The organism is Paenibacillus sp. CMAA1364 (genome assembly GCF_054373195.1).
Genome location: NZ_JBITNB010000019.1, coordinates 36604 through 62117 on the forward strand (window position 1 = coordinate 36604; position 25514 = coordinate 62117).

General features: G+C 37.9%; 24 protein-coding genes. 9 read left to right on the forward strand and 15 right to left on the reverse strand.

Going from position 1 to position 25514, the window contains the following annotated elements:
- Nucleotide 1 precedes the first annotated feature (1 nt).
- On the reverse strand, nucleotides 2-823 hold the full coding sequence (locus tag ACH8E3_RS11775) for a mechanosensitive ion channel family protein (protein WP_458632835.1): 822 nt from the start codon (nucleotides 821-823) through the stop codon (nucleotides 2-4).
- Between the two features lie 70 nt (nucleotides 824-893).
- Entirely contained in the window at nucleotides 894-1148 is a 255-nt protein-coding gene (locus ACH8E3_RS11780) for a DUF3343 domain-containing protein (RefSeq protein WP_458632836.1), read from the reverse strand.
- 133 nt (nucleotides 1149-1281) lie between these two features.
- Here ACH8E3_RS11780 and yyaC point away from each other — a divergent pair, with 133 nt between their 5' ends.
- Nucleotides 1282-1887 (forward strand): spore protease YyaC, encoded by a 606-nt coding sequence (gene yyaC / locus ACH8E3_RS11785; protein WP_458632837.1) that lies wholly within the window; start codon nucleotides 1282-1284, stop codon nucleotides 1885-1887.
- On the opposite strand, the gene ACH8E3_RS11790 is transcribed toward yyaC, so the two are convergent.
- From ACH8E3_RS11790 to rpmH, 12 genes are all read right to left on the reverse strand, one after another.
- Nucleotides 1841-2362, reverse strand: a complete 522-nt coding sequence (locus ACH8E3_RS11790; RefSeq protein ID WP_458632838.1) for a DUF4446 family protein — start codon at nucleotides 2360-2362, stop codon at nucleotides 1841-1843. The genes yyaC and ACH8E3_RS11790 overlap by 47 nt on opposite strands.
- A 54-nt stretch (nucleotides 2363-2416) precedes the next feature.
- Nucleotides 2417-3571 (reverse strand): aminotransferase class V-fold PLP-dependent enzyme, encoded by a 1155-nt coding sequence (locus ACH8E3_RS11795; RefSeq protein ID WP_458632859.1) that lies wholly within the window; start codon nucleotides 3569-3571, stop codon nucleotides 2417-2419.
- Nucleotides 3572-3691: 120 nt separating this feature from the next.
- Nucleotides 3692-4531 (reverse strand): ParB/RepB/Spo0J family partition protein, encoded by an 840-nt coding sequence (locus ACH8E3_RS11800; RefSeq protein ID WP_458632839.1) that lies wholly within the window; start codon nucleotides 4529-4531, stop codon nucleotides 3692-3694.
- Nucleotides 4524-5285: a ParA family protein gene (locus ACH8E3_RS11805; RefSeq protein WP_458632840.1), complete on the reverse strand. Its 762-nt coding sequence runs from the start codon at nucleotides 5283-5285 to the stop codon at nucleotides 4524-4526. Before ACH8E3_RS11805 ends, ACH8E3_RS11800 begins: the two co-directional genes overlap by 8 nt.
- Nucleotides 5286-5358: 73 nt before the next feature.
- The gene (noc, locus tag ACH8E3_RS11810; RefSeq protein WP_458632841.1) at nucleotides 5359-6177 is read right to left on the reverse strand and encodes a nucleoid occlusion protein; all 819 of its coding nucleotides are present in this window, start codon (nucleotides 6175-6177) and stop codon (nucleotides 5359-5361) included.
- 412 nt (nucleotides 6178-6589) lie between these two features.
- On the reverse strand, nucleotides 6590-7312 hold the full coding sequence (gene rsmG, locus ACH8E3_RS11815) for a 16S rRNA (guanine(527)-N(7))-methyltransferase RsmG (protein ID WP_458632860.1): 723 nt from the start codon (nucleotides 7310-7312) through the stop codon (nucleotides 6590-6592).
- Between the two features lie 3 nt (nucleotides 7313-7315).
- Nucleotides 7316-9202, reverse strand: coding sequence for a tRNA uridine-5-carboxymethylaminomethyl(34) synthesis enzyme MnmG (gene mnmG, locus ACH8E3_RS11820; RefSeq protein WP_458632842.1), 1887 nt, complete (start codon nucleotides 9200-9202; stop codon nucleotides 7316-7318).
- A gap of 64 nt (nucleotides 9203-9266) precedes the next feature.
- Nucleotides 9267-10643 (reverse strand): tRNA uridine-5-carboxymethylaminomethyl(34) synthesis GTPase MnmE, encoded by a 1377-nt coding sequence (gene mnmE, locus ACH8E3_RS11825; protein WP_458632843.1) that lies wholly within the window; start codon nucleotides 10641-10643, stop codon nucleotides 9267-9269.
- A gap of 127 nt (nucleotides 10644-10770) precedes the next feature.
- Nucleotides 10771-11460 carry an RNA-binding cell elongation regulator Jag/EloR gene (gene jag, locus ACH8E3_RS11830; protein ID WP_458632844.1) on the reverse strand — a complete coding sequence of 230 codons (690 nt, stop codon included), beginning with the start codon at nucleotides 11458-11460 and terminating at the stop codon, nucleotides 10771-10773.
- Nucleotides 11457-12347: a YidC/Oxa1 family membrane protein insertase gene (locus tag ACH8E3_RS11835; protein WP_458632845.1), complete on the reverse strand. Its 891-nt coding sequence runs from the start codon at nucleotides 12345-12347 to the stop codon at nucleotides 11457-11459. The genes jag and ACH8E3_RS11835 overlap by 4 nt, the downstream gene beginning before the upstream one ends.
- Before the next feature lie 74 nt (nucleotides 12348-12421).
- Nucleotides 12422-12772: a ribonuclease P protein component gene (gene rnpA / locus ACH8E3_RS11840; RefSeq protein WP_458632846.1), complete on the reverse strand. Its 351-nt coding sequence runs from the start codon at nucleotides 12770-12772 to the stop codon at nucleotides 12422-12424.
- 150 nt (nucleotides 12773-12922) lie between these two features.
- Nucleotides 12923-13057 carry a 50S ribosomal protein L34 gene (gene rpmH, locus ACH8E3_RS11845; RefSeq protein ID WP_458632847.1) on the reverse strand — a complete coding sequence of 45 codons (135 nt, stop codon included), beginning with the start codon at nucleotides 13055-13057 and terminating at the stop codon, nucleotides 12923-12925.
- Between the two features lie 604 nt (nucleotides 13058-13661).
- Here rpmH and dnaA point away from each other — a divergent pair.
- From dnaA to gyrB, 6 genes are all read left to right on the forward strand, one after another.
- The gene (dnaA, locus tag ACH8E3_RS11850; RefSeq protein WP_458632848.1) at nucleotides 13662-15008 is read left to right on the forward strand and encodes a chromosomal replication initiator protein DnaA; all 1347 of its coding nucleotides are present in this window, start codon (nucleotides 13662-13664) and stop codon (nucleotides 15006-15008) included.
- A gap of 193 nt (nucleotides 15009-15201) precedes the next feature.
- The gene (gene dnaN / locus ACH8E3_RS11855) at nucleotides 15202-16341 is read left to right on the forward strand and encodes a DNA polymerase III subunit beta (RefSeq protein ID WP_458632849.1); all 1140 of its coding nucleotides are present in this window, start codon (nucleotides 15202-15204) and stop codon (nucleotides 16339-16341) included.
- A 37-nt stretch (nucleotides 16342-16378) separates the two neighbouring features.
- The gene (yaaA, locus tag ACH8E3_RS11860; RefSeq protein ID WP_458632850.1) at nucleotides 16379-16597 is read left to right on the forward strand and encodes a S4 domain-containing protein YaaA; all 219 of its coding nucleotides are present in this window, start codon (nucleotides 16379-16381) and stop codon (nucleotides 16595-16597) included.
- Nucleotides 16598-16654: 57 nt separating this feature from the next.
- Nucleotides 16655-17767 (forward strand): DNA replication/repair protein RecF, encoded by a 1113-nt coding sequence (recF, locus tag ACH8E3_RS11865; RefSeq protein ID WP_458632851.1) that lies wholly within the window; start codon nucleotides 16655-16657, stop codon nucleotides 17765-17767.
- A gap of 17 nt (nucleotides 17768-17784) precedes the next feature.
- Nucleotides 17785-18036, forward strand: coding sequence for an extracellular matrix regulator RemB (remB, locus tag ACH8E3_RS11870; protein WP_458632852.1), 252 nt, complete (start codon nucleotides 17785-17787; stop codon nucleotides 18034-18036).
- Between the two features lie 38 nt (nucleotides 18037-18074).
- A complete protein-coding gene (gene gyrB, locus ACH8E3_RS11875) occupies nucleotides 18075-19985 on the forward strand; it encodes a DNA topoisomerase (ATP-hydrolyzing) subunit B (protein ID WP_458632853.1) in 1911 nt (636 codons plus the stop codon).
- A 59-nt stretch (nucleotides 19986-20044) separates the two neighbouring features.
- On the opposite strand, the gene ACH8E3_RS11880 is transcribed toward gyrB, so the two are convergent.
- On the reverse strand, nucleotides 20045-20857 hold the full coding sequence (locus tag ACH8E3_RS11880) for a YheC/YheD family protein (RefSeq protein WP_458632854.1): 813 nt from the start codon (nucleotides 20855-20857) through the stop codon (nucleotides 20045-20047).
- 439 nt (nucleotides 20858-21296) lie between these two features.
- Between ACH8E3_RS11880 and gyrA the strand changes: the two genes are divergently transcribed.
- Nucleotides 21297-23855: a DNA gyrase subunit A gene (gene gyrA / locus ACH8E3_RS11885; protein ID WP_458632855.1), complete on the forward strand. Its 2559-nt coding sequence runs from the start codon at nucleotides 21297-21299 to the stop codon at nucleotides 23853-23855.
- Between the two features lie 208 nt (nucleotides 23856-24063).
- Nucleotides 24064-25182 carry an HD-GYP domain-containing protein gene (locus tag ACH8E3_RS11890; protein ID WP_458632856.1) on the forward strand — a complete coding sequence of 373 codons (1119 nt, stop codon included), beginning with the start codon at nucleotides 24064-24066 and terminating at the stop codon, nucleotides 25180-25182.
- Nucleotides 25183-25514: the final 332 nt, after the last annotated feature.

Consider the following 25514-nt stretch of genomic DNA (forward strand, 5'->3'; position numbering starts at 1 on the left):
TTTAACCCTCCTCTGCGTCTATTTTTAATGGCGTTTGTTCAAAAGCACGCTTTAGGGCCATTTGGATTTGACGCTCCACCTCATCACGAGTATTTGGCAAACAGTCCGCTACGATACGAACCACAAATTCATTTGCATTTAATGTTTGTACTCCAAGTACATCTGGTGATGCAATCATTTGAATACTTTGTTCATTTAGATCCTTTAATGTTTCTTGAATGAATGCAATGGTAGCTTCCACATGATGTTCATTCTTCATTGGAATATCTACGATAGCCAGTGCGTTAGATAAAGAATAATTAGTCACTGTTGTTATGCCACCGTTGGGTAGAATATAGACTTCTCCAGTGTGACTCACAAGTCTCGTCGTCCGAAGTCCAATCATTTCAACTGTACCTCTGAACGTACCTGTCTGAATGACATCACCGACCGCGAACTGATCCTCTAATATAATAAAGAACCCTGTTATAACATCCTTAACCAGGCTCTGTGCGCCAAATCCTATGGCAAGACCCAGCACTCCGGCACCTGCAAGTAAAGGGGCTAATTCAAAATTGAATTCACCCAATACAATCAGAATTAGGATGAAGTTACACATAACAGATGTGACATCTTTTAATAAGCCACCTGCTGTTATTAACCTACGGGAATTCATTCTTAGTTTACTTTTTCCCTGATGAATTAGAGAACGATCAATTACTTTGTATACAATGCGAATGACCAACCGGCTAAGTAAAAAGATAATAATTAATCTTACACTTGCAACGAGTACAGACGTCCACATGTCTACATCGCTTAACCAGTTCCATATTCTATCCTTCAATTGCAGCGCCTCCAATATGACAGCCTCAGTCTCTCACTTTTTAATTCTACATAAGGCAATATTATTCTCCTTACTCACGGATGATTTCATATTGATCTAAGTTGTTTTTCATAAATATGCCCCTTATTTCAACCTTCTCTTGTTCAATAATATCTTGTACTACAACCAACTGATTACTAGGAAAAACAATGGATAATGCGCAACCCGCTGTTACATCTTTTGGCGTGGGAAATAAGTCGATCTCAATATCTGCATATTCTAGCAACATCTCAGCTCTCAAAGCTTGTTGTGTAGAATCAAATGCAATAAGGAGGTATTCTTCCATTGATATTTGCTCCTATTTCATCATGATAATACTTAAGTTCAGGATATCCAATAGATTCGATGAATCTAACGTATAATTAACCCTCTCCATCCATATACTAGATAATACTATTTAGCAGTGAAAGGGAGATACTATGAACTCTTTGTCCAAAACGTTATCAAACCAACAACCTACTTGTTTAAAAGTACCATATACCAATCCGGAAATCCATTCAGTACTCAAGCACCGATTGCTTTTTCATCTTTCACAGGTAAAGGAAGAACAACCTATTGTTATTATTTGTGTTGGTACCGATCGTTCTACTGGAGATAGCCTGGGTCCACTTGTAGGCACCTCGTTATCTCGTTACAGAAGCCGTCTATTTCACATTTACGGTACCTTAGAAAATCCTGTTCATGCTGTTAACTTAGAAGATTCCATTTCCAACATTTATAAGACCTATCATCAGCCATTTGTCATCGCTATTGATGCTTGTTTGGGACAATCAACTAGTATTGGTTGTATCCAGGTGATCGATGGTCCATTATCTCCTGGAACTGGCGTGAATAAAAAATTGCCGCCTGTTGGCGATATCCATTTAACTGGAATCGTTAACGTCGGCGGTTTCATGGAATACTTCGTATTGCAGAACACTAGATTAAGTCTAGTTATGCGATTATCTGATATCATTTCATTCAGTTTATACACAGCAATTAAGGATTGGAAGTCCCGTTCAGCAATTTTTGCTTTGCAAGAGTAATTGCTCTTTTCTCTTCTGTTGATAACGAGTGTGTTGAATCACCCTGTTTAATGGGTTTGGCATAAATATACGAGTTATCTCGGTTATAGATGGATGTTAAAACAACACCATCTGAATGGTCATCTATCATTGCTATAGAGAAGCTGAGGTCATTTCCTCGTTCCTCAAATGCATTATATCTAATCAGACCGACATTTCCCTTTACACATTGTATTTTATGGACAGTGTCCTCTAACATACTCTTTTGCTGATCATGGTCATCTTCTAATCGATCGAGTTGTATCTTTAAATTAATCAGAAGGCTCTCTAGATTATCGACACCATTGCCAGACATCATCTGTTCGTACCTGCGACGTAGCTTATTCAACTTAAATAGTTGGGTAAACATTAAGATTAATAATACAAACACAATAAAAATAATGATTCCAATATATATTGCTAAGTGTTCCATAATTAAAGCGTTGAGATCTGCCATTGATGTTCATTCCTTTACGATGACTTGAAATTAATAATTATTATAGAATATAACTTATTGGTTCAATCTATACATTTGTTGCATCGCCTTAATCAGAAGGTCCACTTCACAATCTGTCGTATTCACACCTACACTTACACGTACTGCCCCACTTTGATCTGTGCGCATAGCATAATGAGCTAAGGGCGTACAATGGAATCCTGCCCGAACAGCAATATCATATTCACGATCTAGTCGAAAGGCTATTTCCGATGATTCATAGTTATCTAGGACAAATGAAACGATACCTGTACGTGGACAACCTAACTCCGGCCCTAGCAGCGTGATCCCCGGAATATCCATCAAGCCCCCCATAAGTTGTTGGGTAAGATCCCACTCATGTTGATATATTGACTGTACGGTAAGCCCGGCCACTTGCTGTATGCCTACCTTTAGACCCGCAATACCAATCGTGTTAGGTGTTCCAGCTTCATAACGATCTGGTCGCACAGAGGGTTGTTCCTTCTCTTCTGATTGACTGCCTGTTCCTCCATGTATTAGTGGCTCAGGGTCTATGTGTGCTGCAATGTACAACCCACCCGTACCTTGAGGTCCTAGCAATCCCTTATGACCAGGAAATGCCATCATATCCATATTCATTTGATTCACATTTATATCAAGTATACCTGCACTTTGTGCGGCATCAACTAAGAATAAGGCCCCATATTGATGTGCAAGCATGCCAATCTTTTCAACTGGAAGGATACTTCCTAACAAATTGGAACTATGTGTACAGACGACTAATCTTGTGGGTCTTCTTAATGCTAATTCTAACTCCTCAAGATTCAACTGACCTTTATCATCAACCGTAATATACTCAACTGTTATACCCTTTGTTCTCTTTAAATACTCTAGTGGCCTTCGAACAGAATTATGTTCAACCATGGTAGCAATCACATGATCACCTTCTCGCAAGACGCCTTTAATTGCAATGTTTAGTGCATGAGTTGTATTGCTAGTAAACGCAATGTCATTTGGGTTATGAATACGAAATAACTTCGCCAATTCCATTCTACACTCAAAAAGAACACGGCTAGCTTTCACTGCCATCGTATGGCTTCCTCTACCTGGATTAGCAGCGGATTCCTCCATCGCTATTTGCATGGCAGTTAATACACCTGATGGTTTAGGCCACGAAGTGGCTGCATGATCTAAATATATGATTTGAATCCACCCCTTAAGACGCAGAAAAACATATCCCTTCCTACCTCATAGGAATATTTCAAGATACGTCTTTCCACATTTACATCATTTCGTTATCTGCAATCATTCAACATGTATGCTTGGTCTCTATTGCAACAATTCGATCAAACGTTCTAAATCTTGCTTGCTATAATAATTTAATTCGATTTTACCTTTATCTTTATTGTGTTTGATTTTCACGGTTGTTTTGAATCTATCACGGAGGGATTCCTCTACATGTTCGATATATGGATCGTTTCTCTTAGCCACTGGTTTTTGAATTTCAGTGGGTTTGCGATCTAAGTGTTTTACCGTCTCTTCTAATTCTCTGACGCTCCACTCACGATCCACGCATTGCTTAGCTAATTCTATAATGGTATTGGTATCTTTAATTCCCACGATAGCTCTGGCATGGCCCATAGATAATGTTCCACGTGAAACATAATCTTTCACTTCTTCAGGTAAAGCTAATAACCTCAAAAAATTGGCAATATGAGATCTGGACTTTCCTACTTTTAACGAAAGTTCCTCTTGTGTTAATGAATACTGTTCCATTAATCCTTGGTATGCTACAGCAATCTCCATAGCATTTAGGTTCTCTCGTTGTAAGTTCTCAATTAATGCAATCTCCATCACTTGTTGATCCGTGAAGGAGCGTATTACTGCTGGAATCGTCGCCTTATCACAATATTGAGACGCTCTAAATCGGCGTTCACCAGCAATAATCTCAAAGCCTTTTAGAACCTTTCGTACAATAATAGGTTGTATAACACCGTGTTGACGAATAGATTCAGCTAATTCATGGATCGCTTCCTCTTTAAACTCCTTACGAGGTTGATACGGGTTTGCTCGTAATTGACTTAATGGGATTTCTACAATTTTGTCATCATCATTAATCGAAAGCGAGGGAATTAATGCATCTAACCCCTTACCAAGACGCTTACTCATATGATATCAACTCCTTCGCCAACTCTAGATATACTTCCGCGCCCTTGGAACGAGGATCATACGTAATGATAGATTGACCATGCGAAGGAGCTTCACTTAAACGCACATTTCTTGGGATAACGGTACGATATACCTTGTCTTGGAAATACTTCTTCACTTCTTCGATCACTTGAATGCCAAGATTCGTTCGCGCATCAAACATCGTTAACAAAACGCCTTCAATTTTTAGAGTAGTATTAAGATGCTTCTGAACAAGTCTAATTGAATTCAACAGTTGACTTAGACCCTCTAACGCATAAAATTCACATTGAATAGGTATCAATACAGAATCGGCTGCTGTAAGTGAGTTGATTGTTAGAATTCCAAGAGAAGGCGGGCAATCAATCAGAATATAATCATACATATCTCTGACTAAATGCAATGATTTCTTTAGTCGTTGTTCTCTGGAGATGGTTGGTACCAATTCTATCTCTGCGCCAGCTAATTGAATAGTGGCTGGAATAATATGCAGACCCTCTACATTGGTAGGGTTGATAGCATCCTTTGGGTGGACTTCGTTAATAATAACATCATAAATACAATTCTCTACATCAGCCTTATTAATTCCTACACCACTTGTTGTGTTTCCTTGCGGATCTATATCTACAAGAAGTACCTTCTTGCCTAACGTAGCCAAGCAAGCGCCTAAATTCACGGATGTTGTAGTCTTTCCAACCCCGCCCTTCTGATTTGCTATGGCAATAATTTTGGACACTTAATTCACCTCTATATATATTGGTCTCAACATGTTGTTTATGAAATGCGCTTTATGCATTTAGTATGCTGTTTTATGATCTTTTGGGTATTTGAATTACAATTTCATAATGATCATCATGATCCTTTTCAGTTGTCTTAATAGACATGCCCGATCCAGAAACCATATCAATGGATTGTCTAATTGTATTTAATGCAAGTCGAACATCTTTAGAATATGAGATCCGTTTTGACTTCTTAATTTCTGTCGACTCTTTATAATAAGCAACTCTGGCTTCTGTCTGCTTAACATTCAATTCCTTAGAAATAATCTCAGAGAGTAATTTCAATTGTTTCTCTTCTGTTGGAAGACCAAGCAAAGCACGTGCATGTCGCTCAGTAATTTTACGTTCCATTAACGCTAACTTTACTGTTTCAGGAAGATGTAATAATCTCACCTTATTAGCAATGGTAGACTGGCTCTTACCAAGCCGTTGTGCAAGACTCTCTTGCGTTAATTGATGTAATTCGATAAGGTTCTGATAAGCTACAGCCTCTTCTATCGATGTCAGCCCTTCACGTTGCAGGTTCTCAATTAATGCGATAGAAGCCGCCTGTGAATCGTTGAAGTCTCGTACAATTGCTGGAATCGTCTCTAGACCAAGCTTGGTTACAGCTCTCCATCTACGTTCCCCAGCTACTAGTTCATACTTATCATTTCGATATCGAACAACAATAGGTTGAATAACACCCAATGTCTTAATCGTCTGACATAGTTCATCTAATTTCTCATCATCAAAAATAGTGCGCGGTTGGAAGGGGCTCGAGACGATATCACCAACTGGAATTTGTCTAACTTCATCTCCGTTGCTACGCTCATTTAGGCCAAATAATTTAGAAAATTGTTCTTTCATTCCGTATATTACCACCTAGTTTCATAATAGTACTGATTCTTCGTGAGTTAACCTACTCATTTACCACCACGACGTCTGCAGTACCTTCTAAACACTATACAAAGTAACAATTCCGTATCCTTTGTATGTTTATGGACATTCTACTTTTTTGTAAGAGTCAATCTTCCGCATGCAATAACATGTAAGTTCTATCTAATCTATTCTATCACTTTCTATCGTATAATCATATTGTAACCTTATCATTATTTTTAATTAATTGTTATTTTTTGATAGGTTATGGCTATTTGTAGGCTTATACTATCGTTAGATTACATTTGTTAATTAAACACCTTTTACAAAAAAAATATACCCCCACAATAAGGGTATATTCTGAAAATATTCATAATGTTTCACGTGAAACATTATAATTCTTTTATACCAAGGGAGTCTTTGATGCTACACCTGGACTTCTCGGGTATTTCTGAGGCGTTGAGGACCTTTTCTCGACAAAAATAATATGGCGTTCAGCATCTTCCACAGGCAGTACAAATCGCTCGACTTTATTCAATTTACCTTTTAATTGTTTAAAACTGTATGATGCTTCCATTATCTCTTCGCTCGGGTCGTTACCCTTCATGGCAACAAAAGTACCATTCACGCGCACAAATGGCAGGCAGAATTCATTCAGTAAAGCTAACTTTGCCACCGCTCTAGCAGTTACTATATCGAAATGATCTCTGTACCCTTGCTTATGGCCCCACTCTTCGGCCCTTCCATGAATCAGTTCAACATCTGTAAGCTCCAATTTTTCGACAATATTCGCAAGGAACGTTATTCTTTTATTCAATGAATCAATAATAGTCAGTTTTAAATCTGGAAAACAAATTTTAAGTGGGATTCCAGGGAATCCAGCTCCAGAGCCAATATCCGCTAATGTTCTTACACCCTTCATGTCCATAAAGAATGATAAGGAGACCGAATCATAGAAGTGCTTCGTATATACTTGTTCTCTCTCTGTTATTCCCGTCAAGTTCATCTTCTCATTCCAACTTACTAACTCATTGAAATATATCTCAAATTGGTTCAACTGATTTTCATTTAATTCTAAACCGTGTTGTTGCAGCCTACTCATAAATAGTTGTTGTGTAGAATCCATCATCTAACCCCTTGCCGCAGTAACACGATTATAATGCTGAAGATAGATAAGTAGAACAGAGATATCCGCAGGTGATACACCTGCAATACGTGATGCTTGACCAATTGAGAGTGGACGTATCTTGGCTAACTTCTGACGGGCTTCAATAGATAATCCCTTGATTTCCTCATATATAATGGTCTCCGGCATCTTTTTCTTTTCCATCTTGAGTAATTTCTCAACATGCAACATTTGTTTCTCAATATAACCAGCATACTTAATTTGAATTTCAACTTGATCCTTCATTTCACTAGTTAATTCATAAGGAGAAGGTGATAATTGTTCAATATGACTATAATTTATCTCTGGTCGACGCAATAGAGCTAGCATGTTAGTGCCATCTTGAATGCGAGTAGAATCTGATTGTTCTAAAAGAGTATTTACCTCGCTAGGTCTAGCCTTCTCTATTCCCAATCGTTCAATTTCAAGTTCAACTAGTTTCTTTTTGCTAAGGAACTTCTCATATCTTTCGTCTGAGATCAATCCTATTTCATGACCTATCGGTGTAAGACGCAAATCTGCATTGTCATGACGCAGTAATAAGCGATATTCCGCGAGTGATGTTAATAGACGATATGGTTCATTCGTTCCTTTCGTAACTAGATCATCGATTAATACACCTATATACCCTTGGGAACGAGTTAGGATAATAGGCTCTTTGCCTTGTACCTTACGCGCAGCGTTAATTCCAGCAATAACACCCTGTGCCGCTGCTTCTTCATACCCCGATGTCCCATTAATTTGACCCGCTGTAAATAGACCTGGCATTCGCTTCGTTTCAAGTGAAGGCCATAATTGCGTAGGTACCATAGAATCGTATTCAATAGCGTATCCATTTCTCATAATCTCAGCGTTCTCTAGACCTGCAACGGAACGTACCATGGCAAGTTGAACATCTTCAGGCATACTTGTCGACAATCCTTGAACATAATATTCTGCTGTGTTCTTACCTTCTGGCTCTAAAAAGATCTGATGTCTTGCTTTATCACTAAATCGCACAACCTTATCCTCAATGGATGGACAATAACGCGGTCCTGTTCCTTCAATAAGACCAGAGTACATTGGAGCACGATCCAGATTAGCCATAATAATGTTTTGTGTTTCAGCAGATGTATACGTTAACCAACATGGGAGTTGCACATTATCAGCATATTCCGTCTCATATGAGAAGAACTTAGGATTATCATCACCTGGCTGAATTTCAGTCTTACTGAAGTCAATTGTATCGCGATGGACACGCATCGGAGTTCCTGTTTTGAATCGTGTAAGTTCAAATCCAAGTTCACGTAGATTCTCAGCTAATTTAACAGAAGGTTGTTGATTATTGGGTCCACTCTCATATGCTAACTCACCCATAATTACTTTGCCTCGCAGATAAGTACCTGTCGTTAACACGATAGATTTAGCTCGATACTCCGTTCCAGTCTTTGTAATAACACCCACACAATGACCATCCTCAACAATTAATTCATCTACCATAGCCTGGCGTAAGGTGATGTTGGGTTCCTTTTCAATAGTCTCCTTCATCGTATGCTGATAGGCGAATTTATCTGCTTGAGCACGTAAGGCATGTACAGCTGGACCTTTACCCGTGTTTAACATTCTCATTTGAATATAGGTCTTATCAATATTCTTTCCCATCTCGCCGCCAAGTGCATCCACTTCACGAACAACATGTCCCTTAGCCGGTCCACCAATTGATGGATTACAAGGCATAAATGCCACCATATCTAAGTTAATCGTTACCATTAAAGTCTTACAACCCATTCGAGCAGCAGCCAAGCCTGATTCAACACCAGCATGTCCTGCGCCAATCACGATTACATCATAAGTTCCTCCAACAAAGCCCATGGTCATACCCCCTTTATCTATTTTCACCCATTCATTTATAATTATATAAGACCTACCACTGATGCTATTTACCTAAACAGAATTGTGAAAAAATTTGATCAAGTAAAGAGTCGCTTGCTGTATCACCAATAATTTCACCCAGCTGTTCCCAGGCCAAACGAACATCAATTTGAATCATATCTATTGGAATGAGTTGATCTGCTGCTTCATAAGCATCTTGTAATGACTTATAAGCCAACTTCAATAAAGCAATATGTCTTACATTACTCACATAAGTCAAATCGTTCGATTCCAATTGCCCACTAAAGAATAACGTTGAAATAGCTTTCTCTAATGTATCAATACCTTCTTGATCTTTTACAGACATCTTAACGATAGCATCGTCAGCGAAGTATTGTTTCACTACATCTATATCGATCATGGGTTGTAAGTCCATTTTATTCATAATTACGATACATTGTCTACCACGGACTTGTTCCATTAATACCAATTCATCCTCGTGAAGTGGCTGACTTGCATCCAGTACAAGCAATATAAGATCTGCCTCATTTACAGCATTCTTAGATCGTTCTACACCTATTTTTTCAACAATATCAACTGTTTCTCGAATACCTGCCGTATCCAATAGCTTCAGCGGTATGTTATTGATTGTAATGAATTCCTCGATGACATCTCTAGTTGTTCCAGGGATATCTGTTACAATAGCTTTATTATCATGTGCTAACGTATTTAATAAGGAAGACTTGCCTACATTCGGTCGTCCTACAATAGCTGTTGTTATTCCTTCACGCAGAATCTTACCTTCTTCAGAAGTCTTTAATAACTTTGTAATCCCATCCATCACAGTACTGCACTTTTCCATAATAAATGAAGAGGTTAGTGACTCTACATCATGCTCTGGATAATCAATATTCACTTCAATGTGAGCCATAGTCTCAATTAAGGTAAATCTTTGCTTTTTGATTTGTTCAGATAAGTCACCTTTGGCTTGTTTCAATGCAATGGAGAATGCTCTATCCGATTTGGATCTAATAAGATCAATAACAGCCTCAGCTTGGGATAAGTCAATTCGTCCATTTAGAAATGCCCGTTTTGTAAATTCACCAGGTTCAGCAAGTTGAATATTCTGTTGCAATAATATATCCATTACACGTGTAACGGAAATGACGCCACCATGTGCACTAATCTCTACGACATTCTCCATTGTAAAAGAGCGAGGTGCCCGCATTACCGTCGTGAGTACTTCTTCAATTTGTTCTCCCGTGTTGGGATTTATAATATATCCATAATGAACCGTATGGGATTCAGCTTGTGTTAATTTGATCTTACTCTTAAATATTCGCTCGACTTCTATAATAGCATCTGGACCACTTACACGGATAACTGCAATTCCTGCTTCTCCAACAGCGGTGATAATTGCTGCTATAGTATCACTAATCAATAAAGTCACCTCTCTCTATAAAATATAAAAAGCAATGACTCTAATACGCTTAGCAGAGAGTCATTGCATTTATATAGATTGAACTACCATTGATATAAATATCGTTCAATCTATCCCATTCATTCGTTTATCTTAACGAAATAACTACGCGCCTGTTTGGTTCTTCACCTTTACTATACGTCTTTACTTGCTTATGATCTTGAAGCTTCGCATGAATGACCTTTCGTTCATGTGAAGACATTGGTTCAAGAACAACCTCTTTACGAGAACGAATAACACGTCCTGCTAGACGATCTGCCAATTCTTCTAACGTCTTCTTGCGACGCTCTCTGAAATTCTCAGCATCAAGGATTATTCTTATGAAACTATTTGAAGCTCGATTGGCAACGATATTTGCTAAATACTGAAGGGAATCCAACGTTTGACCTCTTCTACCAATCATGAGTCCTAAATCTGGACCATAAATATGAAGTGTCGTATATTCCTTCGTATGTTGCACTTTCACCTGTACGTCTAACCCCATACTTTTACCAACATCAATAATAAATTGTACTGCTATTGCATAGGGATCTTCCTCTACCAAGTCATCTTGACCAGAGAAAGATTTAGATATTGGCATCTCTACGATTGGGGTTATTTCGTCTTGAAGTAAAGCAATTTCTACCTTCGCTTCCCTGACACCAATCAGGCCCAGGAATCCTTTTGACGGCTGCGAAAGTATATTCACCGTAACACGGTCTTGGCTAACCCCGAGTTTGGAAAGTCCCTTATTAACAGCATCTTCAACGGTTTTCCCTGTAGCAATGACGTTTATCATTTAGACTTTTTTGCCCCCTTAGATTTTTTCCCGGAATGTTTATGATTTGAATTGCCTTTACCTTTAGTACTCTTAATGTTTGATTTACTAGAACCTGTATCAGTAATTCCAGATACTGTAGCCGTATTAGGATTATTGCGATATAGGAAGTAATTCTGAATTAATGTATACAAGTTACTGAAGAACCAGTAAAGAGGTAAAGCTGCTGGGAAATTGTAAGACATAAAGAATATCAAGACTGGGTATACCATCATCATAAATTGCATAGCCCCTTGTTGCGGGCTCGGATTCATCTTCATCATCATTTTGGTCTGCAAGAATGTTGTTATCGCTGCAAGTAATGGTAGAATAAATGTTTTGTCTGGCGATCCAAGTTGTAACCATAGAAATTCACCATGACGTAGTAACTCATTTCCATATATAGAGTTATATAGTGCGATAAATATTGGCATCTGTACAATTAGGGGTAAACACCCTGCCAATGGATTTACCTTATTCTCTTGGAATAATTTCATTGTTTCTTGCTGTTGTTGTTCTGGATTATCTTTATACTTCTCTTTTAGTTTGGCTAGTTCAGGTTGAATCGCTTGCATAGCTCTTGAACTTCTAACTTGCTTGATCGTTAATGGTAGAATGAGTGTTCTAACAATAATCACCATCATCAATACAGCTAGTCCATATTGACCGCCGAACCAATCAGCAAACGTATCAAGTGCTGTTGCAAACCAGTAAACGACGTTTCTTTGCCAGAACCCACCTTGAAGAAGTTGATCTGTCGTCTTAGCAGCCGCTCCAGATGTTCCACACCCTGATAATATAGTCATTGCAAATATCATCATGCTGAGGAGGATCCATTTAACTCCTCTTCTATTCTTCAGTCGTGACACTCGATAACCCCTCTCTTAACGCTTACATTTCATAGTGAATCATAACATATTCCAATGGACAAATAAATATAACATCAATGCTTCTTAAGCTTAACAATTGACGCTTTTCGTAACACGTGCAGGATACTCTTTTCCATATCCTTATAATTCATATGAATAGCACCCTTACGAACGATAAATACGAGATCAATATGTTCTATTAAAGTAGTCTCTTGATGGCGCACAATTTCCTTCACCATTCTCCTCATTCGATTTCGAACTACCGCATTTCCTACCTTTTTACTAACGGAGATACCTACTCTGAACTGCTCAACATCCTTTTTGCGGAACCAGTACACAACAAATTGATGATTGGCAAACGACTTTCCATGACGATATACGCGACTAAAGTCAGCGCGGTTTCGTAAACGTAGACTTTTTCGCACGAGTCTCTCCCAATTTCACTTCAATTTATAATTGAACTTCATATTTATATTATAGGCAGTGTTCAGAACACATAATCACAACAGATCCTTACTCATTTAAATTATTTAAGAAAAAAAAGACCACCGCAGTGGTCCCATGCAAGCACAATTTTATGCACTCAATACTTTTCTGCCTTTTAAGCGACGAGCAGCCAAAACTTTACGGCCGTTTTTCGTGCTCATTCTTTTACGAAAACCATGAACCTTAGCGCGTTTGCTTACATTTGGTTTAAAAGTCGGTCCCATGTATTGCACCCCCTAACAGGAATTTATATCATCGATTTACCATTCTCATTACTCACGAAAATGCCTTTACATATTATAACCATGTTGATACGTAGATGTCAACTTGATCCTTCTATTTGCTACATATAATGAAATAAACCAATTTAGAGTTTTCCACAACATATTTTGTTGAAATGACATTATAAAAAGTTATCCACCTGTTCATAATAATATAATATTCGATTATTTTTAGCACAACTTGTGCATAAGTATATTTATGTTTTATACAATGCTGTCGAAATTTAAACATGATATAAACAATATCTTGTGGTGTGGATTAAAATTATACACAAGTTATTGAGTTTGTGGATAAAATAGCAACAATCATTGAAATCATGCCATTCTTTTGCTATGATAGTAATACTTTTTGATGTGAATACATGTGAAATGTCCAAATATTATCAACAAGCTGTGGATAAGGTTGTGAACAATTCAAATTTATCCATTATAATATTATTTCCCACCTCTGAGTTCTGGGGATAAATCACTATCAATTCTTTTTAATTCGACATTTCCCCTCTTGGCTAAAGCTATAACTGGATGATTTAAAGGAGTGACTATATCTGTGGAAAGCCATACTTCCGACATATGGCAACAAATCTTATCTATCATACAAACCAAGCTCAGTAAGCCTAGTTTCGACACTTGGTTTAAAGCGACAAAAGCGACCTCAATGGATAATCAATTCATTGTTATTTCTGCTCCAACGACATTTGCTGTTGAATGGCTCGAAAGCCGGTATACAAAGCTTGTCGGAACAACTCTATTTGAAGTTATCGGTAAACAACTGGAAGTTAAATTTGTTATCGAAGAGGCCAAAATTGAAGAGCCTCTACCTTATGTCATTTCTGCAGAACCTAAATTTTCTCATGATGACTCCATTACTCATATGCTTAATCCCAAATATACCTTTGATACCTTTGTTATAGGATCAGGTAATCGCTTCGCCCATGCAGCTTCATTAGCTGTAGCTGAAGCTCCTGCAAAAGCTTATAATCCATTGTTTCTATATGGTGGTGTTGGACTTGGAAAGACACACTTAATGCATGCTATTGGACATTATGTTCTAGAGCATAACCCAAATAGTAAGGTCGTTTATTTATCTTCCGAGAAATTCACAAATGAATTTATTAATTCTATTCGAGATAATCGTACGGAACAGTTCCGTAATAAATATCGTAGTGTAGATATACTTTTAGTCGATGACATTCAATTTCTAGCAGGAAAAGAATCAACACAAGAGGAATTTTTCCATACATTTAACGCACTGCATGAAGAACGTAAACAGATTATTATTTCCAGTGATAGACCACCTAAAGAGATTCCAACTCTGGAAGAACGTCTACGTTCGCGGTTCGAATGGGGCTTGATTACGGATATACAACCACCTGACCTGGAGACAAGAACAGCTATCTTGCGTAAAAAGGCAAAAGCAGAGAACTTGGATATTCCTAATGAAGCCATGATGTATATTGCAAATCAAATAGACACAAATATACGTGAATTAGAGGGTGCACTAATTCGTGTAGTAGCCTATTCATCGCTGACCAATCAAGATGTAACGACACATCTGGCAGCAGAAGCGCTTAAAGATATCATTCCATCGAGCCGCCCTCGGATGATTACAATACAAGATATCCAACAGAAGGTTGGAGAGTATTACAATATGCGAATGGAAGACTTTAAGGCACGTAAGCGGACCAAAGCTATCGCCTTCCCTAGACAAATAGCGATGTATCTATCCAGAGAATTAACCGATTTCTCCTTACCTAAGATCGGAGATGCCTTTGGAGGTAGAGATCATACGACTGTCATTCATGCGCATGAGAAAATAACACAATTACTGAAGATCGATCAGGAACTCTTTAAAGTGGTTAATAACCTCATTGATACTATCAAGAATCCATCCTGAACAAGTCCAAGCCTATGCACAATCTATACACATGTGGATAGGCTTGTCCTCATTAAGGTAATCACACTTATACACATATCCACTGCGCCTATTACTATTACTAATAAAGATTTAAAGAATAATCATCTATTACAGAGGGTTACAAAGGTTCATTCCTTTGACCGAATTCCCTAATTTGCTAAGGAGTGAAATAATGAAAATTAAAATTCTTAAAGATTATTTAAATGAATCCATTCAACAGGTGCATAAAGCGATATCAAGCAGAACAACCATACCTATTCTCAGTGGTATTAAACTTGATGTAACGCATCAAGGCGTGACACTAACAGCCAGTGATACAGATATTTCAATTCAATCCTTTATCCCAATAGAAGATGATAAAGGTATCATTGTACAAATTGAACAAACAGGCAGTGTAGTGCTTCCAGCTAAGTTTTTTGCAGAGATTATTAAGAAGCTCCCTTCTCAAGATATTCACATGGAAGTGAAGGAGCAATTTCATACCCTTATCTCATCAGGTGCAACAGAGATCCAAATGGTAGGTCTAGATCCAGAGGAATTTCCTATTTTGCCAGCTATAGAGGGTAATCAGACCGTATCAATCCCTGGTGACTTATTAAAAGATATGATTAAGCAAACAGGATTCTCAATATCTACACATGAAACGACACCTATTCTTACAGGCGTGCTATGGAATTTAGAGAATAACGAGTTGAAATTTACTGCAACCGATCGTCATCGCCTTGCGACACGTTCAGCTTATTTAAATGCAGCTGATATTAAATTCAACAATGTCGTCATTGCAGGTAAGACACTTAATGAGTTAAGTAAGATTGTTCCTGATCAGAATACGCTTGTGGATATCGTTGTATCTGATAATCAAGTATTGTTCAAAATTGACCATGTACTTTTCTACTCACGTATCTTAGAGGGGATATATCCTGATACTTCTAGGATTATTCCAACAACCTATAAAACAGAACTAATTGTGGACACAAAAAAATTAAGTGAATCTATAGACAGAGCATATCTGCTCTCAAAAGAAGAAAAGACAAACATTGTTAGACTACAAACACTAGAGCAAGGTGGTATTGAGATCTCATCTAGTTCAACAGAATTAGGTAAAGTACGTGAAGAGCTTGAACTTGTAGATTTTAAAGGTGATCCACTTCGTATTTCCTTTAACTCGAAATATATGCTCGATGTATTAAAAGTAGTCGAAAGTCAACAATTAATGATTGCTTTTACAGGAGTGATGAGTCCAATTGTGCTTAAACCAATGGATGATAGCCAAAGTCTATTTGTCATTTTGCCATATCGTACGAATAACTAAGGCTTAAGTGGATCTGTAAAGAGAAGGAGATAATCACATGAATAAAATTATTATAAAAAGTGACTATATCAAGTTGGATACATTTCTAAAGTTATCCAACTGCGTATCGACTGGTGGAATGGCTAAGGCTTTAATCCAAGAGGGCATGATATTGGTTAATGGAGAATTAGAAGAACGAAGAGGTCGTAAGCTATATGATGGTGATATAGTAAAAGTAACGGATGAAGGTACGTTTGAGGTTAGTAAAGAGTCATGAAGTATACCTCAAAGACCACAACTTCTTGAAGTAGGTGGAATATGAGGAGGATACGAAGTGTTTGTTAAAGACATCAGTTTGAGTCATTATCGTAATTATGAGCATCTACATCTGGACTCATTTGGTGATGTAAATCTATTCATTGGATCTAATGCTCAGGGTAAGACCAATTTACTTGAGGCTATCTTTGTTATGGCACTAACCAAAAGTCATCGTACCTCTAAAGATCGTGAACTCATTGCATTCGAACAAGCAAAAGCTCATGTGGCTGCCACGGTAGAGAAGAAATATGGATCACTGTTACTAGAATTAATGTTATCCCCGCAAGGCAAGAAGGCTAAGATTAATGGACTGGAACAACGTAAGTTAAGTGAATTTATAGGATCATTGAATGTGGTGATGTTCGCCCCAGAAGATTTAGAAATTGTAAAAGGTACCCCTGGTATACGTCGTCGCTTTCTCGATATGGAGATTGGACAAGTACAGCCAAGTTATCTATATCATTTACAACAATATCAAAAGGTATTGCTTCAACGTAATAACTTATTAAAGCAATTATGGGGAAAAGAAGATAAGCAACAGGTCATGTTAGACGTCTGGAATGAACAATTGGTGGTACATGGTGTTAAAATTATAAAAAATAGGAAACAATTTATAATGAAACTCCAAAAGTGGGCAGAGGCCATCCATCAAGGGATTACAAAGAATAGCGAAAATCTACAATTACGTTATGTTCCATCGTTTGGTGAAGAGGCAGAAGAAGATGAAGCTGTTTTAATCGAACAGTTTATGATAAAGTTAGAACAATTGAAGGAAAAGGAAATAAGACGGGGTATGACACTTACGGGTCCACATCGCGACGATATGACCTTTTTTATAAACGGTAAAGAAGTACATACATACGGATCTCAAGGACAGCAGCGAACAACAGCCTTGTCCCTTAAATTAGCAGAAATTGAACTGATTAAAGAAGAGATCGGTGAATATCCTGTGCTCTTGTTAGACGATGTATTGTCAGAATTGGATCCCTACCGTCAGACTCAACTGATCGAAACATTCCAGAGCAAAGTACAGACATTCATTACAGCTACCGGAATAGAGAGTCTGAATGCAGATAAATTAAAGGGTGCTAACATCTACCACGTAAATGCAGGTCGGGTAGGTCTCTAAAAGACTGGAGGACCAGGATGTATATACATTTGGGCGGAGAAAAGGTTATTCGATCTTCAGAGCTCATTGCTATTTTTGATATTTCCATTGAGAAGACATCTAAAATATCCAAGCAATATGTAAATCATGTGAAAGAGGAAAAGGTGCTGATTACTATAGGGGAAGAAGCCTCTAAGTCTATCGTTGTAACGAAAGATGCAGTCTTTTATTCGCCTATTTCCTCGAGTACTCTCAAAAAGAGAGTCAATGTGTTTTATGCTAATGTGTAATGTTTGATGTTATAGAATAAATAGGAGTGGGTGAAGGCATGTCTATGAATGAACCAAATTATGATGAGAGTCAGATACAGGTACTGGAAGGTCTGGAGGCTGTGCGTAAGCGGCCGGGTATGTATATAGGATCAACAAGTGCAAAGGGCTTGCATCATTTGGTATGGGAAGTTGTGGACAATAGTATTGACGAGGCAATGGCCGGTGTATGTGATCACATAGAGATTACTATTCATAAAGATAATAGTGTGACCGTTATTGATAATGGTCGTGGTATCCCTGTTGGTGAAGAGGCTAAGACGAAGCGACCTGCTCTAGAGGTTGTAATGACAGTTCTACATGCAGGTGGTAAATTCGGCGGTGGCGGATATAAAGTATCAGGTGGATTACATGGCGTAGGTGTATCTGTTGTGAATGCCTTATCTGAAAAGGTTCTTGTTACCGTGAAAAGAGAAGGTCATATTTATCAACAAGAATATAAACGTGGTGCACCTCAATATGATGTGAAGGTCATTGGAGATACGGACGAGCATGGAACGACAGTAACCTTCCTACCAGATTCTGAAATATTCACAGAGACTACAGAGTATGATTATAATACGCTACTGACTCGCGTTCGCGAAATTGCCTTTTTAAATAAGGGAATCGCTTTAACACTGCATGACGAGCGGACGGATGTGACGAATCGCTTCCAGTATGAGGGTGGAATTAGTGAATACGTTCAATATTTGAATGAAAAGAAGGAAGCTCTACATGAGAATCCTATTTACGTGGAAGGTTCACGAGATATGATTCAAGTTGAAGTTGCATTGCAATATAACGATAGCTATACGGAGAATATTTATTCATTCTGTAATAATATTAATACGCACGAAGGCGGAACGCATGAGTCCGGGTTTAAGAGCGCGTTAACTAGAATAGTGAATGACTATGCTCGTAAGACAGGCGTTATTAAAGATAGTAATTCTAACCTTTCGGGTGATGACGTTAGAGAAGGATTAACTGCGATCATCTCTGTTAAGATTCCAGAGCCACAGTTCGAAGGACAAACGAAGACAAAGTTAGGTAATAGTGAGGTTCGTGGTATTGTTGAATCACTATTTGGCGAGAAGTTGCAAGAGTTCCTTGAAGAGAACCCTGCCGTATCTCGGAGGATTCTTGACAAGGGATTACAAGCTTCAAGAGCACGAGAAGCAGCACGTAAGGCTCGTGAGTTGACAAGACGTAAGAGTGCATTAGAAGTCAGCGCATTACCAGGTAAACTAGCTGATTGTTCATCGAAGGATGCATCTATTAGTGAACTTTACATTGTCGAAGGGGACTCTGCTGGTGGATCGGCGAAGCAAGGAAGAGATAGACATTTCCAAGCTATTCTACCGCTACGTGGTAAAATCCTTAATGTCGAAAAGGCTAGATTAGATCGAATTCTTTCCAATGCTGAAATTAGAAATATGATCACAGCCATGGGAACTGGAGTCGGCGAAGAATTCGATATTAGCAAAGCAAGATATCACAAAGTTATTATTATGACGGATGCCGATGTCGATGGAGCACATATTCGGACACTCTTATTGACATTCTTCTATCGGTACATGAGAAAGCTAATTGATGCAGGATATGTATATATTGCACAACCACCATTATTTAAGGTTGAGCGTAATAAAGTAATTAGGTATGCTAATTCAGAACTTGAAAGAGATCAAATTATTAGTGAATTTGGTCCAAATGTAAAAGTAAATATTCAACGCTATAAAGGTCTTGGAGAAATGAATGCTTCCCAACTATGGGAAACAACTATGGATCCAGAATCACGAACCATGCTTCAAGTAACCATCGATGATGCAATGCTAGCCGACAATATGTTTGATACCCTAATGGGTGATAATGTTGAGCCTCGACGCGATTTTATATATGAGCATGCAAGATCTGTTAAGAACTTAGATGTATAAGAGATATATAGGAGAAGTTGCATATTTTGCAGCTTCTCCTTTTTTGAATGAAGTAAAGTTCACTTTGTTTTTTTATCTGCAGCGAATCTGCCATAAGAGACGGCATATCGGTGAATACGTTGATACACATCTTTGTCAGGGATGAATTTTTTGAAAGGGAAGATGGCAGGCAGCGTATTCACTTCTAATATCCAGTACGATCCATCTTTATCTATCGCGATATCAAGACCAATCTCTTTAATATTTGGATATTTCTTTTGAAGTTGCTGTGCGACCGCTATCCCTAATTTTTTAATGGATTGTTGTAAAGTGAATTGTTCCATCGTTTTCTTATAAGGGGTCATTAAAGTTTCGAAGGTTTGACATTTTCCACCACTATGATAGTTTGTAATAATTTTATGAGGTGCTGCGACACGTCCTATGATACCTGTTGTTACCCAATGTTGATTTGGACTCTTCTGAGTAAGAACACGTAAATCAAAGGGTCTATTCTTATACTGTAATAGCTGAATACCTTGCTGAATTAAATAGCTACGATTACCAGTATAAACATCAAGCCATGGGATTAAATCATCAATGGAATATAGTGTATGTGTCTCCTTAGCATAACGAAGTTTATATCCACTCGGTGCTATATTAATATTAGATTGGGCGTTTCCCTCAGGTTTATCAGCAATTTTCTCAATACATAATACACCGCGACCATAGGTACCAATCTCAGGCTTTAAGAAAACAAATGAAAATTCCTGTAACATGCGTTGTAAAGTTTCATGTGAATATTTATGAGTAATAGGAATGTGCTTTGATATATAATCATTTTGCATGAGCACTTTCGTTTTGGCCCATTTGCTTGACACCCGCTGAATAGCCAAAAATATTCATCCTTTCATTATTATAATTTTATTGGTCGTTCCTTAGAGAGCCAAAAAATAAGACAAGTCAGTAAAACAATGGTATACTGTTAGATAGGCATTTATTAAATATTGTATGATTATGACGTTTAAGAAGGCAGGGCATATTACCACTTAATTTTGTGGGGATTAGTTGATATGAACCCTTTTTTATATATGATGTTTAATTGTTAGCCTTTTAAGAAAGTAATATAGTAATGACTTCCTTTGTAACGAATAAGTAAAGAAGGAACAAATTTCGTATTGTCCCTTCTCACAATAAAAGGCAGTATAGGTTAGATTCGATACTGTCTCCTTATATTCAGTGATAACCGATTGACATAATCGGATGTCGATTAGTATTTATCTTTGATATATTGCATTTCATTGATTGGTTGATAGGAATTGGAGGATGAACAGCATGGCTGAAGAATTAAACTCGCAGATTAAAGACCGGGATATTGGAGTAGAAATGCGCGAGTCGTTTATGGACTATGCGATGAGCATCATCGTAAGTCGAGCTTTGCCGGATGTAAGAGATGGATTAAAGCCGGTGCATCGTCGTATTCTATATGCAATGAATGATCTAGGGATGACACCTGACAAACCGTTTAAGAAATCAGCTAGAATTGTCGGTGATGTCATAGGTAAATACCATCCACATGGAGATACAGCAGTATATCAGACTATGGTAAGAATGGCTCAGGACTTCTCGATGCGTTATATGCTAGTTGAAGGTCATGGTAACTTCGGTTCAGTTGATGGAGATATGGCTGCAGCAATGCGATATACCGAAGCTCGTCTATCTAAGATTGCAATGGAAATGTTAAGAGACATTAACAAGGAAACCGTTGATTTCCAACCCAACTATGATGGGGAAGAGCACGAACCTATGGTATTGCCTTCTCGCTTTCCGAACTTATTGGTGAACGGGGTATCTGGAATTGCTGTCGGAATGGCGACTAATATTCCACCTCATAATCTAGGCGAAGTGATTGATGGTGTTCAAGCACTAATCAATAATCCGGATATTACATCACTAGAATTAATGGAATATATAAAGGGCCCCGACTTCCCAACCTATGGATACATACTAGGACGTTCTGGAATTCGCCAGGCGTACCAGACAGGTAGAGGCTCAGTAACCATGCGTGCCAAGGCTAATATTGAAGAGAATAATAATAGAGCACGTATTGTTATTTATGAACTACCGTATCAAGTAAATAAAGCACGTTTGGTAGAAAAGATTGCTGACCTTGTTCGTGAGAAGAGTATTGATGGTATTACAGATTTGCGTGATGAATCAGATCGTAATGGGATGCGTGTAGTTATTGAATTACGACGTGATGTCAATCCGAATGTTGTATTAAACAATCTCTATAAACAAACACCAATGCAGTCTACCTTTGGAATAAATATGTTAGCTATTGTTAATGGTGAACCAAAGACACTTAGTCTTCATGATGTGTTATATCATTATTTAGAACATCAAAAAGTCGTGATAAGACGGCGAACAGAGTTTGAACTTAAAAAGGCAGAGGCACGTGCTCACATACTAGAAGGATTACGTATTGCCCTTGATCATCTGGATGAAGTTATTGCTCTAATCCGTGGTTCACAGACTTCAGAAATTGCACGTGATGGATTAATGAATAGGTTTGAGCTAAGTCTTGAGCAGGCACAGGCGATAATGGAAATGCGTTTGCAACGTCTAACGGGACTCGAACGTGATAAGATTGAGAATGAATACCAAGAATTACAGAATAAGATTGCAGAATTGCGTGCTATATTAGCTGATGAACTGCTTATCTTGAATATCATTAGTGAGGAACTTAATGAAATTAAGGAACGCTTTAATGATGAGCGTCGAACTGAGATTACAGTTGGCGAAGAGAGTATTCTGGATGAGGACCTTATTCCACAAGAGGAAGTAATTATCACGATAAGTCACTCAGGTTACATTAAGCGTCTTCCTGCTAACACATATCGTAATCAGAAGCGTGGCGGTCGCGGTGTAATGGGAATGGACACGAAGGATCAAGACTTTGTTGAACATCTGTTTGTGACCAATTCACATCACTATCTCTTATTCTTTACAGATAGAGGGAAAGTGTATCGATTAAAGGCTTATGAGATACCTGATCTAAGTCGTACAGCACGAGGGACGGCGATCATCAACTTGATTCAGATTGAACAAGGTGAGACTGTAAATGCTGTCATTCCTGTGAAGCAATTCGAAAGCGAGGAGTATCTCTTCTTTGCTACTCGTCAAGGTGTCGTGAAGAAAACGCCACTTGAAGATTATACGAATATTCGTAAAGGCGGTCTAATCGCTATTAATCTTCGTGAAGATGATGCACTAATTGAAGTGAAACTTGTAACCAAAGATCAAGAATTGATTATGGGTACATCGCAAGGAATGTCTATCCGCTTCTCTGAGAATGATGTCCGCTCCATGGGACGAAGTGCAACAGGGGTAAGGGGTGTACGTCTAGGAGATAATGATCAAGTTATTGGTCTAGATGTCATTGATAAAGAATTAGATATCTTGATTGTTACAGCCAATGGATATGGTAAGAGAACACCGGCTAGTGACTATCGATCTCAAGGACGCGGTGGTAAAGGAATCAAGACGATTAATGTAACAGAGAAGAACGGAGCCGTTATTTCTCTGAAAGTCGTTAAGAACGAAGAGGACTTGATGATTATTACCACACTTGGAACACTAATCCGTACAAGTATGGAGGGTATATCTACAATGGGACGTTATACTCAGGGTGTTAAGTTGATTAACATACGTGAAGATGACGCAGTTGCTACAGTTTCACGTGTAGATAAGACAGAAGAAGATGATCTGAATGAAGATGAGGGACACTTTGATGAATCTGGCTCTGTTACCATTGTGAAGACTGTGGAATCCTTAGATGATCTTACAGGCGATGAAGAGATAACCAACGTAGATGATACAGAAGAGGAATAAATAGGATGGTTGTCAATTAACTTGCTGATGAACATATAGTAAATAAACATGGAAAGGGCCCTGGTAACTTTACCGGGGTCCTTTCTAATTATAGGATACTTGATTAGTATTAATCATTGTATAGCTATATGATAAATAATATAATAGTCATGATTGAAGTACATAATGATTAACCAATATAAAAGGGAATGGTGGTGTTACTTAATTTATGGCTAGTATATCAGTAATTGATATCAAACCTGGTGTTACGTTGCTAGAAGATGTAATTACTCCAATGGGCTCGACTCTATTCATTAAAGGCAAGGTACTTTTAGCTCGTGATTTAGATATTCTAAGCGCATTTATGGTGGAGTACATAGAAATAGAAGCAATCGGTAAATCAAGTTCCACTCGTAGTCAAAGGAAATCAATGATAGATTCATCAACGATAACGAAGAACATCGTGAATAATACAACTATGAATAGTAATGAACAGGCACAATCAACTAAGACGTCATCCTTCGTTACCGAGTATGAAAAGTTGGTTAGTCTAATTAAAAACAACTATCCTTCTGTTCTAGCAGCGGGAGTTCCGATCTATGAGATACGTAATCAGTTAGAAAGTGTGAATTATTATATCAAGGAATATGATATATTGTCTTTCGCTCCTCGAGTAGTTAACGAATATGATTATATATATCATAATGCAGTGTTGTGTGCATTGACATCATATCAACTTGCTCAATGGATTGAACTTCCACAACGAGACTGGATGCAAGTGGCCTTTGCTGGACTACTACATGATATTGGAAACATCAGGGTAGACCCAACTATTTTATATAAGACAACTTCTTTAACTACTAATGAGATTGAAGAAATGCGTGAGCATACGAAATATGGATATCAGATTCTAAAGAATGTTACAGCGATTAATGATGGTGTACGACTAGCTGCCCTACAGCACCATGAGAAGGTAGATGGAACAGGTTATCCTATGGGTGTTGAACTTCATAAAATCCATATATATGCGAGAATAGTAGCTATTGCCGATATATATCATGCTATGACTCTAAATAAAGCCTATCGGAAGGCACAATCTCCATATGTAGTATTGGAACAGCTCCACACGGAATCCTTTGGCAAGTTAGATCCAGAGATCGTTCAGATGTTTATTAATAAGGTCACGAAATTCCATAATGGAAAAATGGTGAAGTTAAGTAATGGACAAACAGGAGAAATTGTTTTCTCTAATGAAAATAACCCCACGCGACCAATGGTCTCCATCAATGGTGATATTATTAATCTAGAGCAACATCGTGATCTTTATATAGAAGAAGTATTTCATTGATATAAGATCATGCTATCATACAGCCTTGTCACCACACTATATGGATGATAAGGCTGTATGTATTTATTAAACAATACAAATTAAGAATGATTTAAAAAAAATACTTGCAATCATAATCTGTACGTGATATATTCTTATTCCGGCCATTAAAACAATAACTTATTGGAACGGCAAGCAATATGAATCAATGAAATACAGATTGAAAATAAAGCTTGCATTAATGAATCGGACATGTTATGATATAAAAGTTGTCACCGAGACACACTGGTGAACAACAAGAGAGAAATTGATCTTTGAAAACTGAACAACGAGTGAGTGGTTCTTACGAAAGT